The organism is Nocardioides sp., assembly GCF_041913365.1.
GTDB lineage: Bacteria > Actinomycetota > Actinomycetes > Propionibacteriales > Nocardioidaceae > Nocardioides.
Window position 1 is genome coordinate 280,538 of record NZ_JAYSFM010000004.1, and the last position, 17,330, is coordinate 297,867.

A 17,330-nucleotide genomic window follows, 5' to 3' on the forward strand; every position below is an offset into this window, starting at 1 on the left:
CGCGGCGTGGGGCCGCGCGTAGTACTGGTCCCACGGGGGTAGGGACCTGTGAGCCGGGTCCGGTGACTCACGGGGGTGACCGGACCCGGCTTCGTCTGTGCCAGCCTCTAGGGTCGAGCCATGACTTCGACCCCCCGTGCAGACGGTCGCGCCGACGACGAGCTCCGCCCGATCACCATCACCCGCAACTGGCTCGACCACGCGGCCGGCTCCGTGCTGATCGAGTTCGGTGGCACCAAGGTGCTGTGCGCCGCGTCGGCCTCCGAGGGCGTCCCGCGGTGGCGCAAGGGCTCCGGCCTGGGCTGGGTCACCGCCGAGTACGCCATGCTCCCGGCATCGACCAACACCCGCTCCGACCGCGAGTCGGTCAAGGGCCGCATCGGCGGGCGCACGCACGAGATCTCGCGGCTGATCGGCCGCTCGCTGCGCGCCGTCATCGACTACCAGGCGCTCGGCGAGAACACGATCGTCCTCGACTGCGACGTGCTCCAGGCCGACGGCGGCACCCGCACGGCCGCGATCACCGGGGCCTACGTCGCCCTCGCCGACGCCGTCGCGCACCTGCGGGCCAACGGCGCGCTGACCGGCGAGCCGCTCACCGGGTCGGTCGCCGCGGTCAGCGTCGGCATCATCGACGGCGCGCCACGCCTCGACCTGCCCTACGTCGAGGACGTCCGCGCCGAGACCGACATGAACGTCGTGATGACCGGCGACGGGAAGTTCGTCGAGGTGCAGGGCACCGCCGAGGGCGCTGCCTTCGACCGCGCCGAGCTCGACGCCCTGCTCGCGCTGGCCGAGAAGGGCTGCGCCGACCTGACCCGCCTGCAGCAGGAAGCTCTTCTCGGTGGTTGAGGTGCGAGCGCAGCGAGCCTCGAAACCACGCGTCTTCCTCGCCTCGGCCAACGCCAAGAAGATCACCGAGATGCAGCGGATCCTGGCCGAGCACGTGCCCGACATCGAGGTGCTGGGCATCGACGACGTCGACGGCTACGTCGAGCCCGTCGAGGACCAGCCGACCTTCGAGGGCAACGCGCTGCTCAAGGCGCGGGCCGGGGTCGCGGCCACGGGTCTGCCGTCCATCGCCGACGACAGCGGGCTGTGCGTCGACGCGCTCAACGGGATGCCCGGCGTGCTGTCCGCGCGGTGGTCGGGCCAGCCCAAGAGCGACAAGCGGAACAACGCGCTCCTGCTCGACCAGCTCGACGACGTCCCCGACGAGCGTCGCGGCGCGCACTTCGCCTGCGCCGTCGCGTGGGTGATGCCCGACGGGCGCGAGCGGGTCGTCGAGGGCCGGATGGACGGCCGCATCATCCGCGAGGTGCGGGGGAGCGGCGGGTTCGGCTACGACGTGGTCTTCGTCGCCGTCGAGCACGACGCCGACGGACTCACCTCCGCCGAGCTCGACCCGGCCGAGAAGGACCGCATCTCCCACCGCGGCCGCGCGCTCCGCGAGCTCGCACCGCAGGTGGCGGCGGACCTCAGCTGACCGGCACGTCCTCCCGCGCGCCGACCTGCTTGCTGACCCACATGCCCCAGAGCGCCGCGAACAGGAACATGATCAGCGAGTAGACGGCCGCCGGCACCGAGATCTCGACCTCGTCGAGCACCTCGACGGCGACGAAGATGGCGAGCGTCGCGTTGTGCACGCCGACCTCCATCGAGGAGGCGATCGCCTGCGGGCCCGTGACGCCGAACGCCTTCGGCACGACGTAGCCGACGACGAGGCTGACCGCGCAGAAGATCGCGGCGATCAGGCCGACGTCGGCGAGGTAGTCCCCGACGTTCTCGAGCTGGTCCAGCAGGATCCCGAGCACGAGGATCGCCAGGATCACCGCCGAGCCGATGCGGACGGACTTGTCCATGCGCCGGGCGAAGCCGGGGGCGCGGTGGTTGACCAGCATGCCGATGCCCACGGGCACGAGGATCAGGGCGAACACCTTCACGATCTCGACCAACGGCATCGACACGTCGTCCTGGCGGTCGAAGTACGCGATGGCGAACCCGGTGATGAGGGGGAGCGTGACGACCGCGATGACGGTGTTGATCGCCGTCAGGGTGATGTTGAGCGCGACGTCGCCGCGGAAGAGGTGGCTGAACAGGTTGGCGGTCGTGCCGCCCGGCGACGCGGCGAGCAGCAGCATGCCGATCCCGAGCAGGGCGGGCAGGTCGAACAGCACCACCAGTCCGAAGCAGATCGCCGGAAGCAGCACAATCTGGCAGGCCAGGGCGACGGCCACGGCCTTCGGCGCGCGGCCCACGCGCTTGAAGTCGCCGACGGTCAGGTCCAGGCCGAGCCCGAACATGATGATCGCGAGCGCGAGCGGCAGTCCGACGGTGGTCAGCGCTGAGTCCATGCGCGGACCCTAGTGGTGACGGCGGTCACAGGGGAGTGACTCGCGCGAACTTGGTGCTGCGTGCGCTCGGAGAGATTCGAACTCTCACTGGCCGCGCCCTAAACGCGGTGCCTCTGCCGTTGGGCTACGAGCGCGAGGGGTCCAATCCTCACACGTGTCCGGGATGTCGCCCTCCGCGGTGGGTCCCGAGGGCGACACGTCGGACACGTGCGGCGGTCCGGGCCATGCGGCGTACGCCCTCAGTCGAGGCCGAGGTCCCGGCGCAGCTTGGCGACGTGGCCGGTGGCCTTCACGTTGTACTGGGCGAGCTCGACGTTGCCGGCCTCGTCGATGACGAAGGTCGAGCGGAGCACGCCCTCGACCTCCTTGCCGTAGAGCTTCTTGGTGCCGTACGCCCCGTAGGCCCGGTGCACCGTGAGGTCCTCGTCGGACAGGAGGGTGAGGGTCAGGCTGTCGCGCTCGCGGAACTTGGCGAGCTTGGCCGGCTTGTCCTTGGAGATGCCGAGGACCTCGTAGCCGGCGCCGCGCAGCGAGTCGAGGGAGTCGGAGAAGTCGCACGCCTGCTTCGTGCAGCCGGGGGTCATCGCGGCGGGGTAGAAGTAGACGATCACCTTCTTGCCGCGCAGGTCCGACAGCGACACCTGCTCCTCGGCGTCGCTGGTGAGCGTGAAGTCGGGCGCTGCGTCTCCGATGGTGAGGCGGTCGGACATGGGGGCTCCTGGGCTCGAGTTGGGCCGGTGTGGTTGTTGCAACAGGTTTGCAATAAGGTCGAGGGGTGCCGGCGCGGCATCGGGGGATCCGGGTCGGCCACCAGACATCAAACCAGCACAGGAGCAACGACGTGCACGTGCCTGACGGGTTCCTCGACGCCCCCACCTCGGTGGCGACGGGCGTCGTCGCGGCGGCCGCCGTCGCGGTCTCGCTGCGCGGTGCGCGCCGCGAGCTCGACGACCGCACCGCGCCGATGGCCGGGCTGGTCGCGACGTTCGTCTTCGCCGCCCAGATGATCAACTTCCCGGTCGGCGCCGGCACCAGCGGGCACCTGATGGGAGGTGCGCTCGCCGCCGTCCTCGTCGGGCCGTGGACCGCGGTGCTCTGCCTGTCGGTCGTGCTCCTGGTGCAGGGCCTGCTGATGGCCGACGGGGGCATCACCGCGCTCGGCACCAACATCACCCTGATCGGCATCGTCACGGTCGTCGTCGGGTGGGGTGTCTTCGCCGCCCTGCGCGCGCTGCTGCCGGCGCGGCTCTCCGTCGTCGCGCCCGCCGCAGCGGTCGGCGCGCTGGTGAGCGTCCCGGTCGCGGCCCTCGTCTTCACGGGCCTCTTCGCGATCGGCGGCCAGGCGCCCGTCGACCTCGGCGCCGTCGCCACGGCGATGCTCGGCTGGCACACGGTCATCGGCATCGGCGAGGCGGTCGTCACCGGGCTGGTCGTCGGCAGCGTGGTCAGGGCACGCCCCGACCTCGTGCACGGTGCGAGGCCCCTGATCGCCGAGCGCGTCCTCGAGACCCGGAAGGTCGACGTCTGATGAGCACCCGCCGCTTCTTCGCCGTCGCGTTGATCCTGAGCCTGCTCGTCGCGGGTGTGGCCAGCTACTACGCCTCCGCGCACCCCGACGGCCTCGAGTACGTCGCCGAGCAGACCGGCTTCCTCGACTCCGCGAAGGACTCGCCGACCTCGGACAGCCCGCTGGCCGACTACCAGACCTCCGGCATCGACGACGCCCGCCTCAGCGGCGGTGTCGCCGGAGTGATCGGCGTCGTCGTCATGCTCGTCCTCAGCACCGGCCTCTTCTGGGTGATCCGCCGCCGCGAGCCCCGGGACGCCTCCGACCACGCGGACGCCTGATGGGCGCCGGGCACGGCCACCGGCTGCACTTCCACGGCCACAGCCCCGTCCACCGCGCGCCGGCGCACCTCAAGGTGCTCGCGCTGCTGGGGTTCATGCTCGTCGTCGTCGCGACCCCGCGGGAGGCGTACGCCTTCTTCGCCCTCGAGCTGGCCGTCCTGCTCGGCGTGATCGCGCTGTCCCGGGTGCCCCTGACCTACCTGCTGCCGCGGATGGTCGTCGAGGCGCCGTTCGCCGTCTTCGCCGTGCTCATGCCGTTCATCGCCCACGGCCCCCGCACGGAGGTGCTCGGCCTCACCGTCTCCGAGACGGGTCTCGCGGCGGGCGTCGCGCTCCTCGTCAAGGGCAGCATCGGCGTCCTCGCGTCGCTCACCCTGGCCGCGACGACCGAGCCCCAGGACCTGCTCCAAGGCCTCCAGCGCCTGCGGATGCCCGACCTGGTCGTGCAGATCATGGGCTTCATGATCCGCTACCTCGACGTGGTGACCGACGAGCTCGCGCGGATGATGACCGCGCTCCGCTCGCGCGGGTGCGACCCGCGGTCGCCGCGCCACTGGCCGGTGCTGGCCCGCTCGCTGGGCGCGCTCTTCATCCGGTCCTACGAGCGCGGGGAGCGGGTCCACCTCGCCATGCTGTCCCGTGGGTACGACGGCAGGTTGCCCACCGTGGAGGGTCGATGAGCACCCCGGTCCTCGACGTACGTGGGCTGGCCTTCGCCTATCCCGACGGCCACCAGGCGCTGTTCGGCGTCGACCTGCACGTCCACCAGGGCGAGCGGGTCGCCCTGCTCGGCCCCAACGGTGCCGGCAAGACGACCCTGGTGCTCCACCTCAACGGCATCCTCACCGCCGGCCGGGGCTCGGTCGCGGTGAGCGGCCTCCCCGTGGTCAAGCAGCACCTCAAGGAGATCCGGCGGCGCGTCGGGATCGTCTTCCAGGACCCCGACGACCAGCTCTTCCTCGGCACGGTCCGCCAGGACGTCGCCTTCGGTCCGGCCAACCTCGGGCTCACGGGTGCCGAGCTCGACCGCCGGGTGATGGAGGCGCTGGAGAAGGTGGGCATGACGGCCTTCGTGGACCGCCCGCCCCACCACCTGTCGTACGGCCAGCGCCGGCGCGTTGCCGTGGCGACCGTGCTGGCGATGGAGCCGGAGGTCCTCGTGCTCGACGAGCCGTCCTCCAACCTCGACCCGGCGTCACGTCGCGAGCTCGCCGACATCCTGCGCGGCCTCGACGTCACCGTGCTGATGGTCACCCACGACCTTCCCTACGCCCTGGAGCTGTGCCCGCGGAGCGTGGTGCTCAGCGAGGGGGTCGTCGTGGCCGACCGTCCGACCTTCGACGTGCTCACCGACGACGCGCTGATGGCGGCCCACCGGCTCGAGCTGCCCTGGGGTTTCGACCCGCGCCGCATTGATAGCCTTCCCGGGTGACCCAGGACATGAGCGCGCTCGAGCGCGAGATCGAGGAGACGCGCCAGCGCCTGGCCTCGACCATCGACCAGCTCGCCTACCGTGCCCACCCCAAGACGATCGTCGGGCGCCAGGTGACGACGGTGAAGTCCCACTTCGTCGACCTCGAGAGCGGTGCCCCGCGCACCGACAACATCCTCAAGGCCGCCGGCGCCGTGGTGGGCGTCATCGTGCTGTTCGCCGTCGTCCGCAAGGTCGCGAGCTGAGCACGCCGACCGGGGGCGGGTCCGCCCCGATCAAGATGCTGCACGACCGCCTCCTGGTCGAGGTCGACAAGGAGGCCGGCGAGCGCCGGTCGACCGGCGGGATCGTCATCCCCGCGACCGCCGCGATGGGTGCGCGCCGTCTCGCCTGGTCCCGGGTGATCGCCGTCGGGCCGCACGCCCGGGCCGTCGAGATCGGCGACCGGGTCCTCTTCGACCCCGAGGACAAGGCCGAGGTCGAGGTCCACGGCGAGGTCTACGTCGTCATGCGCGAGCGTGACGTGCACGCCGTGGCCGCCGAGCGCCTCGACGGCGGCTCGACCGGTCTCTACCTCTAGCCCTTCCCAGCCAGGAGCGCCCGATGGCCTACCTCGTCAAGCAGTCGCACCGCGCCGCGGCGGTCACCGCGCCCGTCCCGGTCGACGCGTCGCTGCCCCGCGCGTGCGTCATCGGCGCCGGCTCCTCCGGCATCACGGCCGCCAAGCACCTCTACCTCGCCGGCATCCCCTTCGACTGCTTCGAGAAGGGGAGCGACATCGGCGGCACCTGGGTGTACGACAACTCCAACGGCCAGTCGGCCTGCTACGACACCCTCGAGATCAACACCTCGTGCCCGCGGATGGCGTACTCCGACTTCCCGATGCCGGAGGACTACCCGCCCTACGCCCGCCACGACCAGGTCCACGCCTACTTCGAGAAGTACGTCGACCACTTCGGGTTCCGCCACACGATCACCTTCGACACGACCGTCGAGGACGTCTCCCGTGCCGCCGACGGCCGGTGGGAGGTCCGGATCACCGGCCCGGGCGGCACCGAGACGCGGACGTACGACGCCGTGCTGGTCGCCAACGGCCACCACTGGGACGCGCGGTGGCCCGAGCCGGCCTACCCGGGTGACTTCGACGGCGAGCAGATCCACGCCCACGACTACCGCTCCGGCGACCAGCTCGAGGGCCGCGACGTCGTCGTGGTCGGTGCCGGCAACTCCGCCATGGACATCGCCGTCGAGTCGTCCTACCGCGCGCGTACGACGACGTGGTCGGTGCGCCGCACCGAGTGGGTGCTGCGGAAGTTCTTCCTCGGCAAGCCGAGCGACCAGGTCGCCCTGCCGGGCTGGCTGCCGTGGTGGGTCACCGCGGCCAGGCTGCGGGTCGGCGCCACGGCCGCCGGCAGCATGACGAAGTACGGCCTGCCCGCGCCCACCCACAAGCCCGGCCAGTCCCACCCGGTCCAGTCGGAGAAGATCCGCGAGCGGCTGGCCGCGGGCGCGGCGACCGCGAAGCCGGCCATCGAGCGCCTCGAGCGAGACCGCGTCGTTTTCGTCGACGGCTCCAGCGCACCGGCCGACCTGATCGTGTGGGCCACCGGCTACAAGGTGAGCTTCCCGTTCCTCAAGCCCGACCTGGTCTCCGTCGAGGCCAACGACCTGCCGCTGTGGAAGCGCGCGGTGCACCCCGACCTGCCGGGCCTGTTCTTCCTCGGGCTGCTGCAGCCGATCGGCGCGGTCATGCCGCTCGCCGAGGCCCAGTCCGCGTGGATCGCGGAGATGCTCGGCGGTGGCTACCTGCCGCCGTCCGACGCGGTGATCCGGCGCCAGATGGCCGCGGACCACGAGCGCGACACGAAGCAGTTCTACGCGTCGCCCCGCCACACCATGGAGGTCGACTTCGACCACTACCTGTGGGACCTCGACCGCGAGCGCAAGCAGGGTCGCGAGCGCGCCGGTGCGGCCCGCGCCCCGCTCGCCGCGGTGCCGACGCCCGCGCCGGTGCCGACCGGTGGCGCCCGCGTCCGCCGGGCGTTCGCAGGTGTCGCGCTGCGCGCGGTCCGGTGGAAGGCCGTCGGAGAGGTGCCGCAGCGCGGCGTGCTCGTCGGCGCGCCCCACACCTCGAACTGGGACTGGGTGCTGACCCTCCTGCTGGCCTGGCGCTACGGCATCACGATCCGCCTGCTGGTCAAGCAGGAGCTCTTCGTCGGCCCGCTCGGCTGGCTGCTGCGGCGTACGGGTGCGGTGGAGCTGGACCGCAAGAACCCCGCCGCGACCGTCAAGGACCTGCTGGCCGAGGCCGAGGGGGACGACCCCTGGCTGCTCGGGATCGCCGCGGAGGGCACGCGCTCGCGGGGGGAGTACTGGAAGTCCGGCTTCTACCGGATCGCCCAGCAGACCGGGCTGCCGATCACGTTGGCGTTCCTCGACGTGCCCTCGCGCACCGTCGGCTGGGGCCCGACCTTCCACCCGACCGGCGACGTCTCCGCCGACATGGACGTGCTGCGCGAGTTCTACGCCGACAAGACCGGTTTCAAGCCGGAGGGATTCACGCCGCCGCGGTTGCGCGAGGAGGGCTGATCCGGGCCTCCCACCCTAGGGGTGTGGCTGCCTTTCTGCGTCGTCCTCCGACGGCTAGGTTGAACGCGCAACCGAAGGGAGCAAGCAATGGCATTTCTGCTGTGGATCCTTGCCGTCATCCTCGTGGTGTCCGGCATCGTCTCGCTGATCCGGGGCCAGATGCTCTGGGGCATCGTCCTGATCATCGTCGGCCTGCTGGTCGGCCCGGGTGGAGTCAGCCTGTTCACGAAGTAGCACCCCGCAAGACGCGAGGAGCCGGTCCCCGAGGGACCGGCTCCTCGCTGTTCCTAGGCCTTGAGCGTGCGGCACGTCGGAAGACGCCGAGAGCCGGCCCCGAAGGACCGGCTCTCGGCTTCTGTACGCCATCAGGGACTCGAACCCCGAACCCGCTGATTAAGAGTCAGCTGCTCTGCCAATTGAGCTAATGGCGCAGGCGGTGAAGCGAGGACAACATTACCGCGCCCCGACCAGCGCGCGAAATCGAGGGGCACCCTCCTCCCGCGGCTGCCTAGAGCGCGGCCAGGACGGCCTGCGCGGCGTTGTGGCCACCGAGCCCGGAGACGGCGCCGCCGCGTCGGGCGCCCGAACCGCACAGCAGCACCGCGTCGTGCTCGGTCTGCACGCCCCACTGCTGCGCGGGGGTGTCGAGGCGGGCGCGGTTGGGCGCCCACGGCCACTCCAGGTCGCCGTGGAAGATGTGGCCGCCCGGCATGGCGAGGTCCTTCTCCACGTCCTGCGGGATCTTCGCCTCGAGGCAGGGGTTGCCGTCGGCGTCGGTGGCCAGGCAGTCCGCGATCGGCTCGGCGAGCACGGCGTCGAGGGACGCCAGCGCGCGGGCGGTCGCCACGTCACGCGCCGACGGGTCGGCGTCGAAGAGGGCGGCCGGAGTGTGCAGCCCGAAGTACGTCAACGTGTGCGCCGAGCCAGCCCGGTCGCCGAGGATCGAGGGGTCGGTGAGGCTGTGGCAGTAGACCTCGCCCGGCATCGGGTCGGGCACCGCACCGCCGGCCGCGGCGTCGTACGCCCTCTCGAGCTGGGTGTAGTCCTCGGCGAGGTGGAGCGTGCCGGCGAAGGCGACCTCGGGGTCGGCGCCGGAGCGCAGCCGGGGGAGGCGGTCGAGGAGGAAGTTGATCTTCAGCTGCGAGCCGGCGGGCTTGGTCTCGGCGTCCTCGCCCTCGCCGAGCAGGATGCGCAGCACCCACGGGGCGACGCCCGACAGCACCCGGCGACCGGTCACCGAGCGCTGCTCGGAGCCGTCGTGGAACGTGACCTCCGCGCCGTCCGGGCCGGCGGCGATGGCGCTCACGCCAGCTCCGGTGACGATCTCGGCGCCCGCCTCGACGGCGGCCTTCGCCAGCGCGTCGGTGACCGATCCCATCCCCCCGACGGGCACCCGCCACTCGCCGGTGCCGTTGCCGATCAGGTGGTAGAGGAAGCACCGGTTCTGGATCAGCGAGGGGTCGTCCAGCGACGCGAAGGTGCCGATGAGGGCGTCGGTGGCGACGACGCCGCGGACGGTGTCGTCGGTGAAGCGGGACGTGATGGCACGACCCAGCGGCTCGGCGACGACCTCGTCCCAGATCCGCTCGTCGACCAGCGAGCGCACGTCGCGCTCGAGGGGGAGCGGCTGCATCAGGGTGGGGGAGACCGCCTCGGCGAGGCGGCCGACCTCGGCGTAGAACGCCTGCCACGCGGCGTACTCGTCGTCGCCGCCGGTGAGCTCGCGGAACGACGCGCGCGTCGCCTCGCCCTCGGGACGCTCGACGAGCAGGCCACCGGTGCGGTCGCCGCGCACCCAGGGCGTGTACGACGCCGTGGTGCGCGAGGCCAGCCGCACGTCGAGGTCCAGGTCGGCCATCAGCTGCTCGGGCATCAGGCTCACGAGGTAGGAGTACCGCGAGAGCCGGGCGGGCTGGCCGGAGAACGGCTCGACGGAGACGGCGGCTCCTCCCGTGTGGCCCAGTCGCTCGAGGACGCAGACGCTGAGGCCGGCGCGCGCGAGGTAGGCGGCGCCGACCAGTCCGTTGTGGCCGCCGCCGACCACGACGACGTCATAGCTGCTGTTCCCGGGAGTCACCGGGCCAACGTAGACCCTCAGCCGCTGAAGGAGTCGTTGGGCACGACGACCGCGCGTCCGCGCACGTTGCCGTGCTCGAGGTCGCGGTAGGCGCTGAGCGCGTCGTCCAGGGTGTAGATCGTCGACTCGGCGCGGAGCAGGCCACGGGCGGCCAGCTCGAGCACCTCGACGAGCTCCTGGCGGTTGCCCCAGTAGGTCGTCTGCACGCTCGTCTCGTAGGGCAGGCCGAAGAACGACACCGGCAGGGTGCCGCCGGCGATGCCGACGATCGTGAGGTCGCCCATCTGGCGCATGACCTGCGCGGCCGTCGCCAGGGTCTCGTCGGAGCCGACGAAGTCGAGCACGACGTCGACGCCGCGGCCCTCGAACGTCGCGGCCCGCACCTGCGCGGCGGTGTCCGCACCCGGCGCCATGGCCAGGTCGGCCCCCAGCGCGACGGCGTGCTCGCGCGCCTCCTCGCGCCCGTCGATCGCGATGACGCGGGCTGCGCACACGGCCTTGAGGACCTGCACGCCGAGGTGGCCGAGCCCGCCGACGCCGATCACCAGGGCGGTGGCGCCGGGGCCGAGCTTGCCGAGCGAGCGGCGTACGGCGTGGTACGGCGTCAGCGCGGCGTCGGTCAGCGGCGCGGCGTCGACGACCTCGAGCCCGTCCGGGAGCGGGACGAGGTGTCGCACGGACGGCACCAGCAGGAACTCGGCCATGCCGCCGTCGAGGCCGAGACCACCGCCGCCGCCTGGGACGGGCGCACGGTCGGGTCTCTCGCAGTACGTCTCGAGCCCCGCGAGGCAGTGCTCGCAGTGGCCGCAGCCCCAGGCGCCGACGACGGCGACGGGCTGCCCGACCTCGAGCTCGGTGACGCCCTCACCGAGCGTGTGCACCCAGCCGGCGTTCTCGTGGCCGAGCGTGAAGGGGGGCGACCACGGCAGGACGCCCGGCGCGAACTCGTGCATCAGGTGCAGGTCGGAGTGGCAGGCGCCGGCGGCGCCGACCTGGACCAGGACCTGTCCGGGGCCCGGCTCGGGGACCGGGACGTCCTCGAGCACCGCCTCGCTCTTCCAGCTGTTCAGTCGCAGCGCCTTCACGGGATCCTCCTCGCTCGTCGGGACCCTCCCAGCATCCCGCCGCGGAGGGCGTCGGATCAGGGTCGCTCGGCGCTGGTGCTGAGGCCCTTGGTCCCTAGGTGTCGCGGCATGCACGGGGGACCGTGGAGGTGGGAGATCACCCCAGCGACCCGAGGAGGACGCCATGATCGAGCACTCGGACAGCACCACGGCACCGCCCGTCGTGGTCGCCGTGGGTCACGACGACGTGAGGTCCGCCGTCCGCTACGGCGCCGAGGAGGCGCTGCGCGCCGGCTGCCCGCTGCACCTCGTGCACGCCGTCCCTGTGGTCCCGCAGGGGCCCGAGACGGTGCTGATCACCGCGGAGGGCGTGGAGAAGTTCGGCCGCGAGAGCCTCGCGCTGGCCGCCGAGCAGGCCGAGGACGTCGTCCACGGGCTGGTCCCGGTCGTCGAGGTGCTGCACCGCGGCGCGCCCGTCCCGGTGCTGGTGCGCGCGGCCAAGGAGGCCAGGCTGGTCGTGCTGGAGCACCGCCACCTGTCCCGCCTGGCGCGGCTGGTGAACCGGACCATCGCCGGTGGCGTGGCCGCGCACACCCGCGTGCCCGTCGTCGCGGTGCCGACCGGCTGGAAGCCGTCCGGTGGCGACCCCGTGGTGGTTGTCGGGGTCGACGTGCCCGAGCGCTCGGCCGCCGTCCTGGCCGCGGCCACGGCGCAGGCCAAGGCGCTGGGTGCGTCCCTGAGGGTCGTGCACGCGTGGTCGCTGCCCGACCCCTACGACGGGCTGCGGATCAGCCCGGAGGAGCAACAGCGGTGGACGGACCGCTCGCGTGCCGAGATCTGCTCCGCCCTCGACGCCCTCGGCGACCTCGAGGTGGCCATCGAGGCCGATGTCCGCGTGCGCCGCGGTGGCGCGGTGGAGGCGCTGATGGAGGCGACCACCGATGCCGAGCTCCTGGTCATCGGCCGCCACGACCCCTTGCTCCCCGTCGGCTCCCACATCGGCGGCGTGGCGCGCGCCGTGCTGCGCGAGGCGACCTGCCCCGTGCTCCTGGCGGCGCCGGAGGTACGCCGCTAGGGAGGTGCCCGACCCCCACCTCCCGGCCCGTAGGGTCGATCGGGGAGGAGGGGTCGGCATGTGGGAGACGATCCGGGAGCGGGTCGACGACAGGCTCAGCGACCCGGTCTGGTGGAATGACGTCCTCCAGCTGGTGAAGACGGTGCTCGCCGCCGTCGTGGCCTGGGTGATCGCGGCGAGCGTGCTCGACCTGCCCCAGCCGTTCCTGGCGCCGTGGGCGGCCCTGCTGGTCGTGCATGCCACGGTCTACCGGACCTTCTCCAAGGGCTCCCAGCAGGTGGCCGCCACAGTCGTGGCGGTGGTGCTGGCCTCAGCCGTGGGCGAGGCGCTCGGCTTGACGACGACGGCGATCGCGGTGCTCCTCGTGGTGTCGCTCGTGCTCGGCGCGGTGCCCTGGCTCGGCGCCGAGGCCACCACGATCGCCACCACCGGGCTGGTCGTCCTCACGACCGGCTTCGACAGCGACATCATGCTGATCTCGCGGCTGTTCGACACCGCCATCGGCGTCGTGGTCGGGCTGGCGGTCAACGCCCTGGTCTGGCCGCCGCTGCGCCGGCACACCGCGGCGAAGGCGCTGGACCGCGTCGACGACGGCGTGGGCGAGCTCCTGGCCGAGATGGCCGACGGGCTGGCGGCCGGCGCCGGCGTCGAGGAGGCCCAGGAGTGGGTCGAGCGCACGCGCGAGATCGACGAGGACCTGGACCACGCCTGGGCGCTGGTCAGGCAGGCGCAGGAGAGCGCCCGGATGAACCCTCGCCGCTCGGCGCGCACGATGCGTGATCCCCAGCAGTGGCACGGGCTGCTGCGCCGGCTCGAGCAGTCGGTCGCGGAGACCAGGAGCCTGGCCCGTACGCTCGGCGCCCAGGCCCAGCGCAGCGCGCTCGACGAGCGGTTCGCCCTCCGGTGGATCGACATGCTGCGCGACGCCGGCCGGGCGGCCGTGGAGGCGGACCCCGCCGCGCTGGTCGACGTACGCCGACGGCTCCAGGAGTTCAGCGACGAGCTGCGGTCCACGCAGAGGTCGCCCCAGTGGCCGGTCTACGGCGCGCTGATCATCAACCTGCGCAACATCGTCGACTCGCTCGACGAGGTGGCCGCGGCCAACCCCATCCGCGGCCGTCCGCTGAACATCAGGATCCCCAGCCGGATGGGCGGCGTCGACCAGCCCTGAGGGCGCTCAGCGGCCGAAGAGCCGGGCCAGGAAGCCCCCATCGGAGCCGGCTGCCGCCTTCTCGGCCGGGGTGTGCTGGCCGTTGCACCAGTCCTTCGCGGGCACGCCCGCCCGGACCTGGCTGACGTGCTGGCCGCAGCCGGCCCAGGTGGTCCTGCCGCAGGTCTTGCATCGGACTGCTCGGCACATGTCGTGCTCCGTTCTGTGTGGGTGTCGGGTGTGGGGATCAGGTGAGCGCGGGTAGCGCGGCGACCGCGGTGCATGCAGCGACCGAGACGACGAGGGCCGTGAAGGCGGCGGACAGCCCGCGGGTGTCGGCGCGGGCCGCGATGCGGGCGCCGGCGACGGAGCCGGCCACGGCAGTGACGGTGAGGGCGGCGACGAGCCACCAGTCCGGGGCGATGCCGGTGCCTGCGCGGGTGGCGAGAGCGGCGGTGCTGGTGATGGTGATGACGACCAGCGAAGTGCCGGCGGCGTACCCCATCGGGAGGGCGAGCGCCAGGGTGAGGGCGGGGACGACGAGGAAGCCTCCGCCGACGCCGAGGAAGCCGGTGAGGAGCCCCACGACAGTGGCGGTGACGAGCACCTTCAGGGCGCGCGGGCACTGGCACATGAAGGTGGGGCTGAACGTGATGATCGGGTCGTCGAGGCGCGGTCGGTCCGCATGGGCGCTCGCCGAGGTGTCGCGGCGGTTGCGCAGCTGCCGGGCGGTCATCAGGCTCGCGACGACGAGCATCAGGCCGGCAAAGGCGGCGAGCAGCACCGGCTCAGGCACGGCGGCGGACGCGTGCGCACCGAGGACCGCGCCGCCGATGGCCACCGCGCCGAACGCGACACCACGTGCCAGGAGCACGTTCCCGGCACGGTGGGCGGTCACGGCACCCGCGAGGGAGGTGACGCCCACGACGACCAGCGACCCGGTGGTGGCCTGCGTCGCGGTCTGTCCGAGTATGAGGAGGACGGGGACGGCCAGGATCGATCCGCCGCCGCCGAGCGCGCCCAGGCTGAGCCCGATGAGCGCGCCGGCGACGACGGCGAGGGCGAAGGTCACGCCTCCGGTCCCACCAGGTGGAGTCCGACCTTCTCGGCGTTGTCGAAGCTGTCGTCAACCGCGACGAGCTTCGTTCCGGCGGCCGAGAGGAAGGACGCGGCGACCGACGCGCGGTAGCCACCGGCGCAGTGGACCCACACCTCACCGGCCGGGACGTCACCCAGGCGCTGCGGGAGCTCGTGGATCGGGATGTTGACGGCACCGGCGATGCGGGCCTTGTCGTGCTCGTCGGCGCGGCGGACGTCCAGGACGACCACCTCGCGGTGGTGGCGCACCTGGGCGAGGTCGGCGAAGGTCGCGGTCGGGAAGGAGCTCAGCTCGCGGTCCGACCAGTCCTCCGGTCCGCCGGTGGCGTGCGCGGCCGGGCGGTCGATCCCGATGCGGACCAGCTCGCGCTGGGCCTCGGCGACGTCGTCAGCGGTCTCGCCGAGCAGGGTGATCGGGGTGCCCCAGGTGATGAGCCAGCCGAGGTAGGTCGCGAAGCTGCCGTCGAGACCGAAGTTGAGCGTGCCGGGCGCGTGGCCGGCCGCGAACGCCGTACGGCTGCGCAGGTCGACCACCCACTCACCGGCCTCGATCCGACGGCGCAGCTCGGCCGCGTCGGCGACCGAGGGCAGGGACAGGTCGGGCTCGGCCGGCCCGTCGGCGTTGGCGGGCGCCATGTGCGCGTAGTAGGTCGGGTAGGCGCCGAGCCCGGCGAGGAGCTCGTCGACGTAGGTCTGCTCGTCCTGGGTGAGGACCGGGTTGGCCTGCTTCTCCTGCCCGATCGTCGAGGACGTGGCGTCGGACTGCGTGGCGGAGCAGAACGAGCCGAAGCCGTGCGTCGGGTAGACCTCGGCCTCGTCGGGCAGGAGCTCGGCCAGCCTGTGGGCGGAGGCGTGCTGGTGGCGCACGAGGTCGTGGGTGTGCTCGGGGCCGAGGAGGTCGGGCCTGCCGGTGGCGCCGTAGAGCAGCGAGCCGCCGGAGAACACCGCGACCTGCTCGCCACGAGTGGCGTCGGTCAGGGCGTAGGAGAGGTGGGTGAACGTGTGGCCGGGGGTTGCCAGCGCAGTGACGCGCATACGTCCACCCACCTCGACGACCTGCCCGTCCGCCACGGGGGTGCGGACGAAGGACACGTCGTCCTCGCCATTCACGAGGTACTGGGCACCGCTGCGTTGCGCGAGCGCGAGGCCACCGGTGACGTAGTCGTTGTGGATGTGGGTCTCGAAGACGTGGGTCAGGCGCACGCCGTGCTCCTCGAGCAGGTCGAGGACGCGGTCGATGTCGCGCTGCGGGTCGACCACGAAGGCCACCTCGCCGTCGTGGACGAGGTAGCTCCGGTCGCCCAGGGTCGGGGTCTCGATCGGGAGGACGGAGAGGTCGCGCTGGGCTGCGTCCCCGACGGGGATCGCGGAGGTCTGGTGTGACATGCGATGCCTTCCTGTGCGTTGAGCTCTCGCCGTTCGAGAGATACCCTAGGGGGTATAACGCCCGAAGGCAAAACACCCCCGGGGGTATTCTCGTCACAGGAGGACAGATGGAGCTCGACCCGACATCGATGAAGCCGGTCATCAACCGCATCAAGCGCGCCCAGGGCCAACTCGCGGGCGTGCTCAAGCTGCTCGAGGACGGCCGCGAGTGCGAGGACGTCGTCATGCAGCTCGCAGCCGTGTCCAAGGCCCTCGACCGCGCCGGCTTCGCGATCGTCGCGAGCGGGCTCCAGCAGTGCCTCGCCGAGGGCGACGGCGTGGACTCCGTCGACGTGAAGAAGATGGAGAAGCTCTTCCTGTCGCTGGCGTGACCCGGTCATCTGCCGCAGACGGATCGAGCCCCCGACCACTCAGGTCGGGGGCTCGATCTCTTGGGGTGAGTAACGGGACTCGAACCCGCGACATCCGCCACCACAAGGCGGCGCTCTACCAGCTGAGCTATACCCACCATCGTCTGCTCGCACGGATGCGAGGACGACGTGAAGTGTAGGGCAATCAGTCGCCAGATCCAGCATCGGGACCGAGACCGGTCAGCTGCCCGCCGTGCCGTGCCGCGATCTCCTTGGCCTGGTTGCTGTCCGGACCGGGCTGGGGCACGAAGACGGCCTCGCGGTAGTAGCGCAGCTCCTCGATGCTCTCCTGGATGTCGGCCAGCGCCCGGTGGTTGCCGCGCTTGGTCGGCGCCGAGAAGTAGGCGCGCGGATACCAGCGGCGCGACAGCTCCTTGATCGAGGAGACGTCGACGATCCGGTAGTGGAGGAAGGACTCCAGGGTCGGCATGTCGCGGGCCAGGAAGGAGCGGTCGGTGGCCACGGTGTTGCCGGCCAGCGGGGGACGCGTGCCGTCGGGGCAGTGCTCCTTGATGTAGGAGAGCACCTGCTCCTCGGCGTCGGCGAGCGTCGTGCCGCTGTCGAGCTCCTCGAGCAGGCCGGACGTCTCGTGCATGGTGCGCACGAACTCGACCATCTGGTCCAGCGACTCCTGCGACGGCTTGATGATGACGTCGACGCCCTCGCCGAGGACGTTGAGGTCGAAGTCGGTGACCAGCGCCGCCACCTCGATCAGCGCGTCGGCGCCGAGGTCGAGGCCGGTCATCTCGCAGTCGATCCACACCAGTCTGTCGTTCACGAGCCGCCACCCTACCGACCTCCACCGACGACCGTTCTCAGGCTCGACTCAGGCTCACCTCCTACCCTT

General features: G+C 71.9%; 21 protein-coding genes and 3 tRNA genes. 13 read left to right on the top strand and 11 right to left on the bottom strand.

Annotated elements, in window-relative coordinates; genetic code table 11:
* The first annotated feature begins 120 nt into the window (after positions 1–120).
* Entirely contained in the window at positions 121–852 is a 732-nt protein-coding gene (gene rph / locus ACE3QY_RS12170) for a ribonuclease PH (protein ID WP_374456291.1), read from the top strand.
* Positions 845–1,486, top strand: coding sequence for an RdgB/HAM1 family non-canonical purine NTP pyrophosphatase (gene rdgB / locus ACE3QY_RS12175; protein WP_374456292.1), 642 nt, complete (start codon positions 845–847; stop codon positions 1,484–1,486). Before rph ends, rdgB begins: the two co-directional genes overlap by 8 nt.
* On the opposite strand, the gene ACE3QY_RS12180 is transcribed toward rdgB, so the two are convergent.
* The 3 genes from ACE3QY_RS12180 to bcp all read right to left on the bottom strand — a co-directional run bounded on the left by ACE3QY_RS12180 (position 1,479) and on the right by bcp (position 3,064).
* The gene (locus ACE3QY_RS12180; RefSeq protein ID WP_374456293.1) at positions 1,479–2,354 is read right to left on the bottom strand and encodes a bile acid:sodium symporter family protein; all 876 of its coding nucleotides are present in this window, start codon (positions 2,352–2,354) and stop codon (positions 1,479–1,481) included. The two genes, rdgB and ACE3QY_RS12180, sit on opposite strands and share 8 nt — an antisense overlap.
* Before the next feature lie 61 nt (positions 2,355–2,415).
* Positions 2,416–2,488 (bottom strand) — tRNA-Leu (locus ACE3QY_RS12185).
* 105 nt (positions 2,489–2,593) lie between these two features.
* Positions 2,594–3,064, bottom strand: coding sequence for a thioredoxin-dependent thiol peroxidase (gene bcp / locus ACE3QY_RS12190; RefSeq protein WP_374456294.1), 471 nt, complete (start codon positions 3,062–3,064; stop codon positions 2,594–2,596).
* Between the two features lie 131 nt (positions 3,065–3,195).
* Here bcp and ACE3QY_RS12195 point away from each other — a divergent pair, with 131 nt between their 5' ends.
* From ACE3QY_RS12195 to ACE3QY_RS12230, 8 genes are all read left to right on the top strand, one after another.
* Positions 3,196–3,882, top strand: coding sequence for an energy-coupling factor ABC transporter permease (locus ACE3QY_RS12195; protein WP_374456295.1), 687 nt, complete (start codon positions 3,196–3,198; stop codon positions 3,880–3,882).
* Complete coding sequence (locus ACE3QY_RS12200) at positions 3,882–4,202, top strand: PDGLE domain-containing protein (protein WP_374456296.1); 321 nt, start codon at positions 3,882–3,884, stop codon at positions 4,200–4,202. Before ACE3QY_RS12195 ends, ACE3QY_RS12200 begins: the two co-directional genes overlap by 1 nt.
* Entirely contained in the window at positions 4,202–4,882 is a 681-nt protein-coding gene (gene cbiQ / locus ACE3QY_RS12205) for a cobalt ECF transporter T component CbiQ (RefSeq protein ID WP_374456297.1), read from the top strand. The genes ACE3QY_RS12200 and cbiQ overlap by 1 nt, the downstream gene beginning before the upstream one ends.
* Positions 4,879–5,634, top strand: a complete 756-nt coding sequence (locus ACE3QY_RS12210; protein WP_374456298.1) for an energy-coupling factor ABC transporter ATP-binding protein — start codon at positions 4,879–4,881, stop codon at positions 5,632–5,634. Before cbiQ ends, ACE3QY_RS12210 begins: the two co-directional genes overlap by 4 nt.
* The gene (locus ACE3QY_RS12215; protein WP_374456299.1) at positions 5,631–5,879 is read left to right on the top strand and encodes a DUF3618 domain-containing protein; all 249 of its coding nucleotides are present in this window, start codon (positions 5,631–5,633) and stop codon (positions 5,877–5,879) included. Before ACE3QY_RS12210 ends, ACE3QY_RS12215 begins: the two co-directional genes overlap by 4 nt.
* 35 nt (positions 5,880–5,914) lie before the next feature.
* Positions 5,915–6,214, top strand: coding sequence for a co-chaperone GroES (locus ACE3QY_RS12220; RefSeq protein WP_374456300.1), 300 nt, complete (start codon positions 5,915–5,917; stop codon positions 6,212–6,214).
* 23 nt (positions 6,215–6,237) lie between these two features.
* On the top strand, positions 6,238–8,223 hold the full coding sequence (locus ACE3QY_RS12225) for an NAD(P)-binding domain-containing protein (protein WP_374456301.1): 1,986 nt from the start codon (positions 6,238–6,240) through the stop codon (positions 8,221–8,223).
* An 87-nt stretch (positions 8,224–8,310) separates the two neighbouring features.
* A complete protein-coding gene (locus tag ACE3QY_RS12230; protein ID WP_191280429.1) occupies positions 8,311–8,457 on the top strand; it encodes a GPGG-motif small membrane protein in 147 nt (48 codons plus the stop codon).
* A gap of 124 nt (positions 8,458–8,581) precedes the next feature.
* Here the strand turns inward: ACE3QY_RS12230 and ACE3QY_RS12235 are convergent.
* The 3 genes from ACE3QY_RS12235 to ACE3QY_RS12245 all read right to left on the bottom strand — a co-directional run bounded on the left by ACE3QY_RS12235 (position 8,582) and on the right by ACE3QY_RS12245 (position 11,385).
* A tRNA-Lys gene (locus ACE3QY_RS12235) sits at positions 8,582–8,654 on the bottom strand.
* Between the two features lie 77 nt (positions 8,655–8,731).
* A complete protein-coding gene (locus tag ACE3QY_RS12240; protein ID WP_374456302.1) occupies positions 8,732–10,300 on the bottom strand; it encodes a phytoene desaturase family protein in 1,569 nt (522 codons plus the stop codon).
* 17 nt (positions 10,301–10,317) lie between these two features.
* The gene (locus tag ACE3QY_RS12245) at positions 10,318–11,385 is read right to left on the bottom strand and encodes an NAD(P)-dependent alcohol dehydrogenase (RefSeq protein ID WP_374456303.1); all 1,068 of its coding nucleotides are present in this window, start codon (positions 11,383–11,385) and stop codon (positions 10,318–10,320) included.
* Between the two features lie 163 nt (positions 11,386–11,548).
* Here ACE3QY_RS12245 and ACE3QY_RS12250 point away from each other — a divergent pair, with 163 nt between their 5' ends.
* Complete coding sequence (locus tag ACE3QY_RS12250) at positions 11,549–12,439, top strand: universal stress protein (RefSeq protein ID WP_374456304.1); 891 nt, start codon at positions 11,549–11,551, stop codon at positions 12,437–12,439.
* Positions 12,440–12,497: 58 nt separating this feature from the next.
* Positions 12,498–13,610, top strand: a complete 1,113-nt coding sequence (locus ACE3QY_RS12255; RefSeq protein WP_374456305.1) for an aromatic acid exporter family protein — start codon at positions 12,498–12,500, stop codon at positions 13,608–13,610.
* A 6-nt stretch (positions 13,611–13,616) separates the two neighbouring features.
* On the opposite strand, the gene ACE3QY_RS12260 is transcribed toward ACE3QY_RS12255, so the two are convergent.
* The 3 genes from ACE3QY_RS12260 to ACE3QY_RS12270 are packed head-to-tail and all read right to left on the bottom strand — an operon-like array spanning position 13,617 to position 16,073.
* Positions 13,617–13,799 (bottom strand): hypothetical protein, encoded by a 183-nt coding sequence (locus ACE3QY_RS12260; protein WP_374456306.1) that lies wholly within the window; start codon positions 13,797–13,799, stop codon positions 13,617–13,619.
* 37 nt (positions 13,800–13,836) lie between these two features.
* On the bottom strand, positions 13,837–14,661 hold the full coding sequence (locus ACE3QY_RS12265; RefSeq protein WP_374456307.1) for a sulfite exporter TauE/SafE family protein: 825 nt from the start codon (positions 14,659–14,661) through the stop codon (positions 13,837–13,839).
* Positions 14,658–16,073, bottom strand: a complete 1,416-nt coding sequence (locus tag ACE3QY_RS12270; RefSeq protein ID WP_374456308.1) for a rhodanese-like domain-containing protein — start codon at positions 16,071–16,073, stop codon at positions 14,658–14,660. The genes ACE3QY_RS12265 and ACE3QY_RS12270 overlap by 4 nt, the downstream gene beginning before the upstream one ends.
* Positions 16,074–16,180: 107 nt before the next feature.
* On the opposite strand from ACE3QY_RS12270, the gene ACE3QY_RS12275 reads away from it, so the two are divergent.
* Complete coding sequence (locus tag ACE3QY_RS12275; protein WP_374456309.1) at positions 16,181–16,444, top strand: metal-sensitive transcriptional regulator; 264 nt, start codon at positions 16,181–16,183, stop codon at positions 16,442–16,444.
* 61 nt (positions 16,445–16,505) lie between these two features.
* Here the strand turns inward: ACE3QY_RS12275 and ACE3QY_RS12280 are convergent.
* A tRNA-His gene (locus ACE3QY_RS12280) sits at positions 16,506–16,581 on the bottom strand.
* Positions 16,582–16,628: 47 nt separating this feature from the next.
* Positions 16,629–17,261 carry an oligoribonuclease gene (gene orn, locus ACE3QY_RS12285; RefSeq protein WP_374456310.1) on the bottom strand — a complete coding sequence of 211 codons (633 nt, stop codon included), beginning with the start codon at positions 17,259–17,261 and terminating at the stop codon, positions 16,629–16,631.
* Between the last annotated feature and the right edge of the window lie 69 nt (positions 17,262–17,330).

What these genes read in the sequence shown, in the direction of transcription:
- rph (WP_374456291.1), top strand. Translation starts at nt 121, where the DNA reads ATGACTTCGACCCCCCGTGCAGACGGTCGCGCCGACGACGAGCTCCGC.
- ACE3QY_RS12180 (WP_374456293.1), bottom strand. Translation starts at nt 2,354, where the DNA reads ATGGACTCAGCGCTGACCACCGTCGGACTGCCGCTCGCGCTCGCGATC.
- bcp (WP_374456294.1), bottom strand. Translation starts at nt 3,064, where the DNA reads ATGTCCGACCGCCTCACCATCGGAGACGCAGCGCCCGACTTCACGCTC.
- ACE3QY_RS12200 (WP_374456296.1), top strand. Translation starts at nt 3,882, where the DNA reads ATGAGCACCCGCCGCTTCTTCGCCGTCGCGTTGATCCTGAGCCTGCTC.
- cbiQ (WP_374456297.1), top strand. Translation starts at nt 4,202, where the DNA reads ATGGGCGCCGGGCACGGCCACCGGCTGCACTTCCACGGCCACAGCCCC.
- ACE3QY_RS12210 (WP_374456298.1), top strand. Translation starts at nt 4,879, where the DNA reads ATGAGCACCCCGGTCCTCGACGTACGTGGGCTGGCCTTCGCCTATCCC.
- ACE3QY_RS12220 (WP_374456300.1), top strand. Translation starts at nt 5,915, where the DNA reads ATGCTGCACGACCGCCTCCTGGTCGAGGTCGACAAGGAGGCCGGCGAG.
- ACE3QY_RS12225 (WP_374456301.1), top strand. Translation starts at nt 6,238, where the DNA reads ATGGCCTACCTCGTCAAGCAGTCGCACCGCGCCGCGGCGGTCACCGCG.
- ACE3QY_RS12230 (WP_191280429.1), top strand. Translation starts at nt 8,311, where the DNA reads ATGGCATTTCTGCTGTGGATCCTTGCCGTCATCCTCGTGGTGTCCGGC.
- ACE3QY_RS12250 (WP_374456304.1), top strand. Translation starts at nt 11,549, where the DNA reads ATGATCGAGCACTCGGACAGCACCACGGCACCGCCCGTCGTGGTCGCC.
- ACE3QY_RS12255 (WP_374456305.1), top strand. Translation starts at nt 12,498, where the DNA reads ATGTGGGAGACGATCCGGGAGCGGGTCGACGACAGGCTCAGCGACCCG.
- ACE3QY_RS12260 (WP_374456306.1), bottom strand. Translation starts at nt 13,799, where the DNA reads ATGTGCCGAGCAGTCCGATGCAAGACCTGCGGCAGGACCACCTGGGCC.
- ACE3QY_RS12270 (WP_374456308.1), bottom strand. Translation starts at nt 16,073, where the DNA reads ATGTCACACCAGACCTCCGCGATCCCCGTCGGGGACGCAGCCCAGCGC.
- ACE3QY_RS12275 (WP_374456309.1), top strand. Translation starts at nt 16,181, where the DNA reads ATGGAGCTCGACCCGACATCGATGAAGCCGGTCATCAACCGCATCAAG.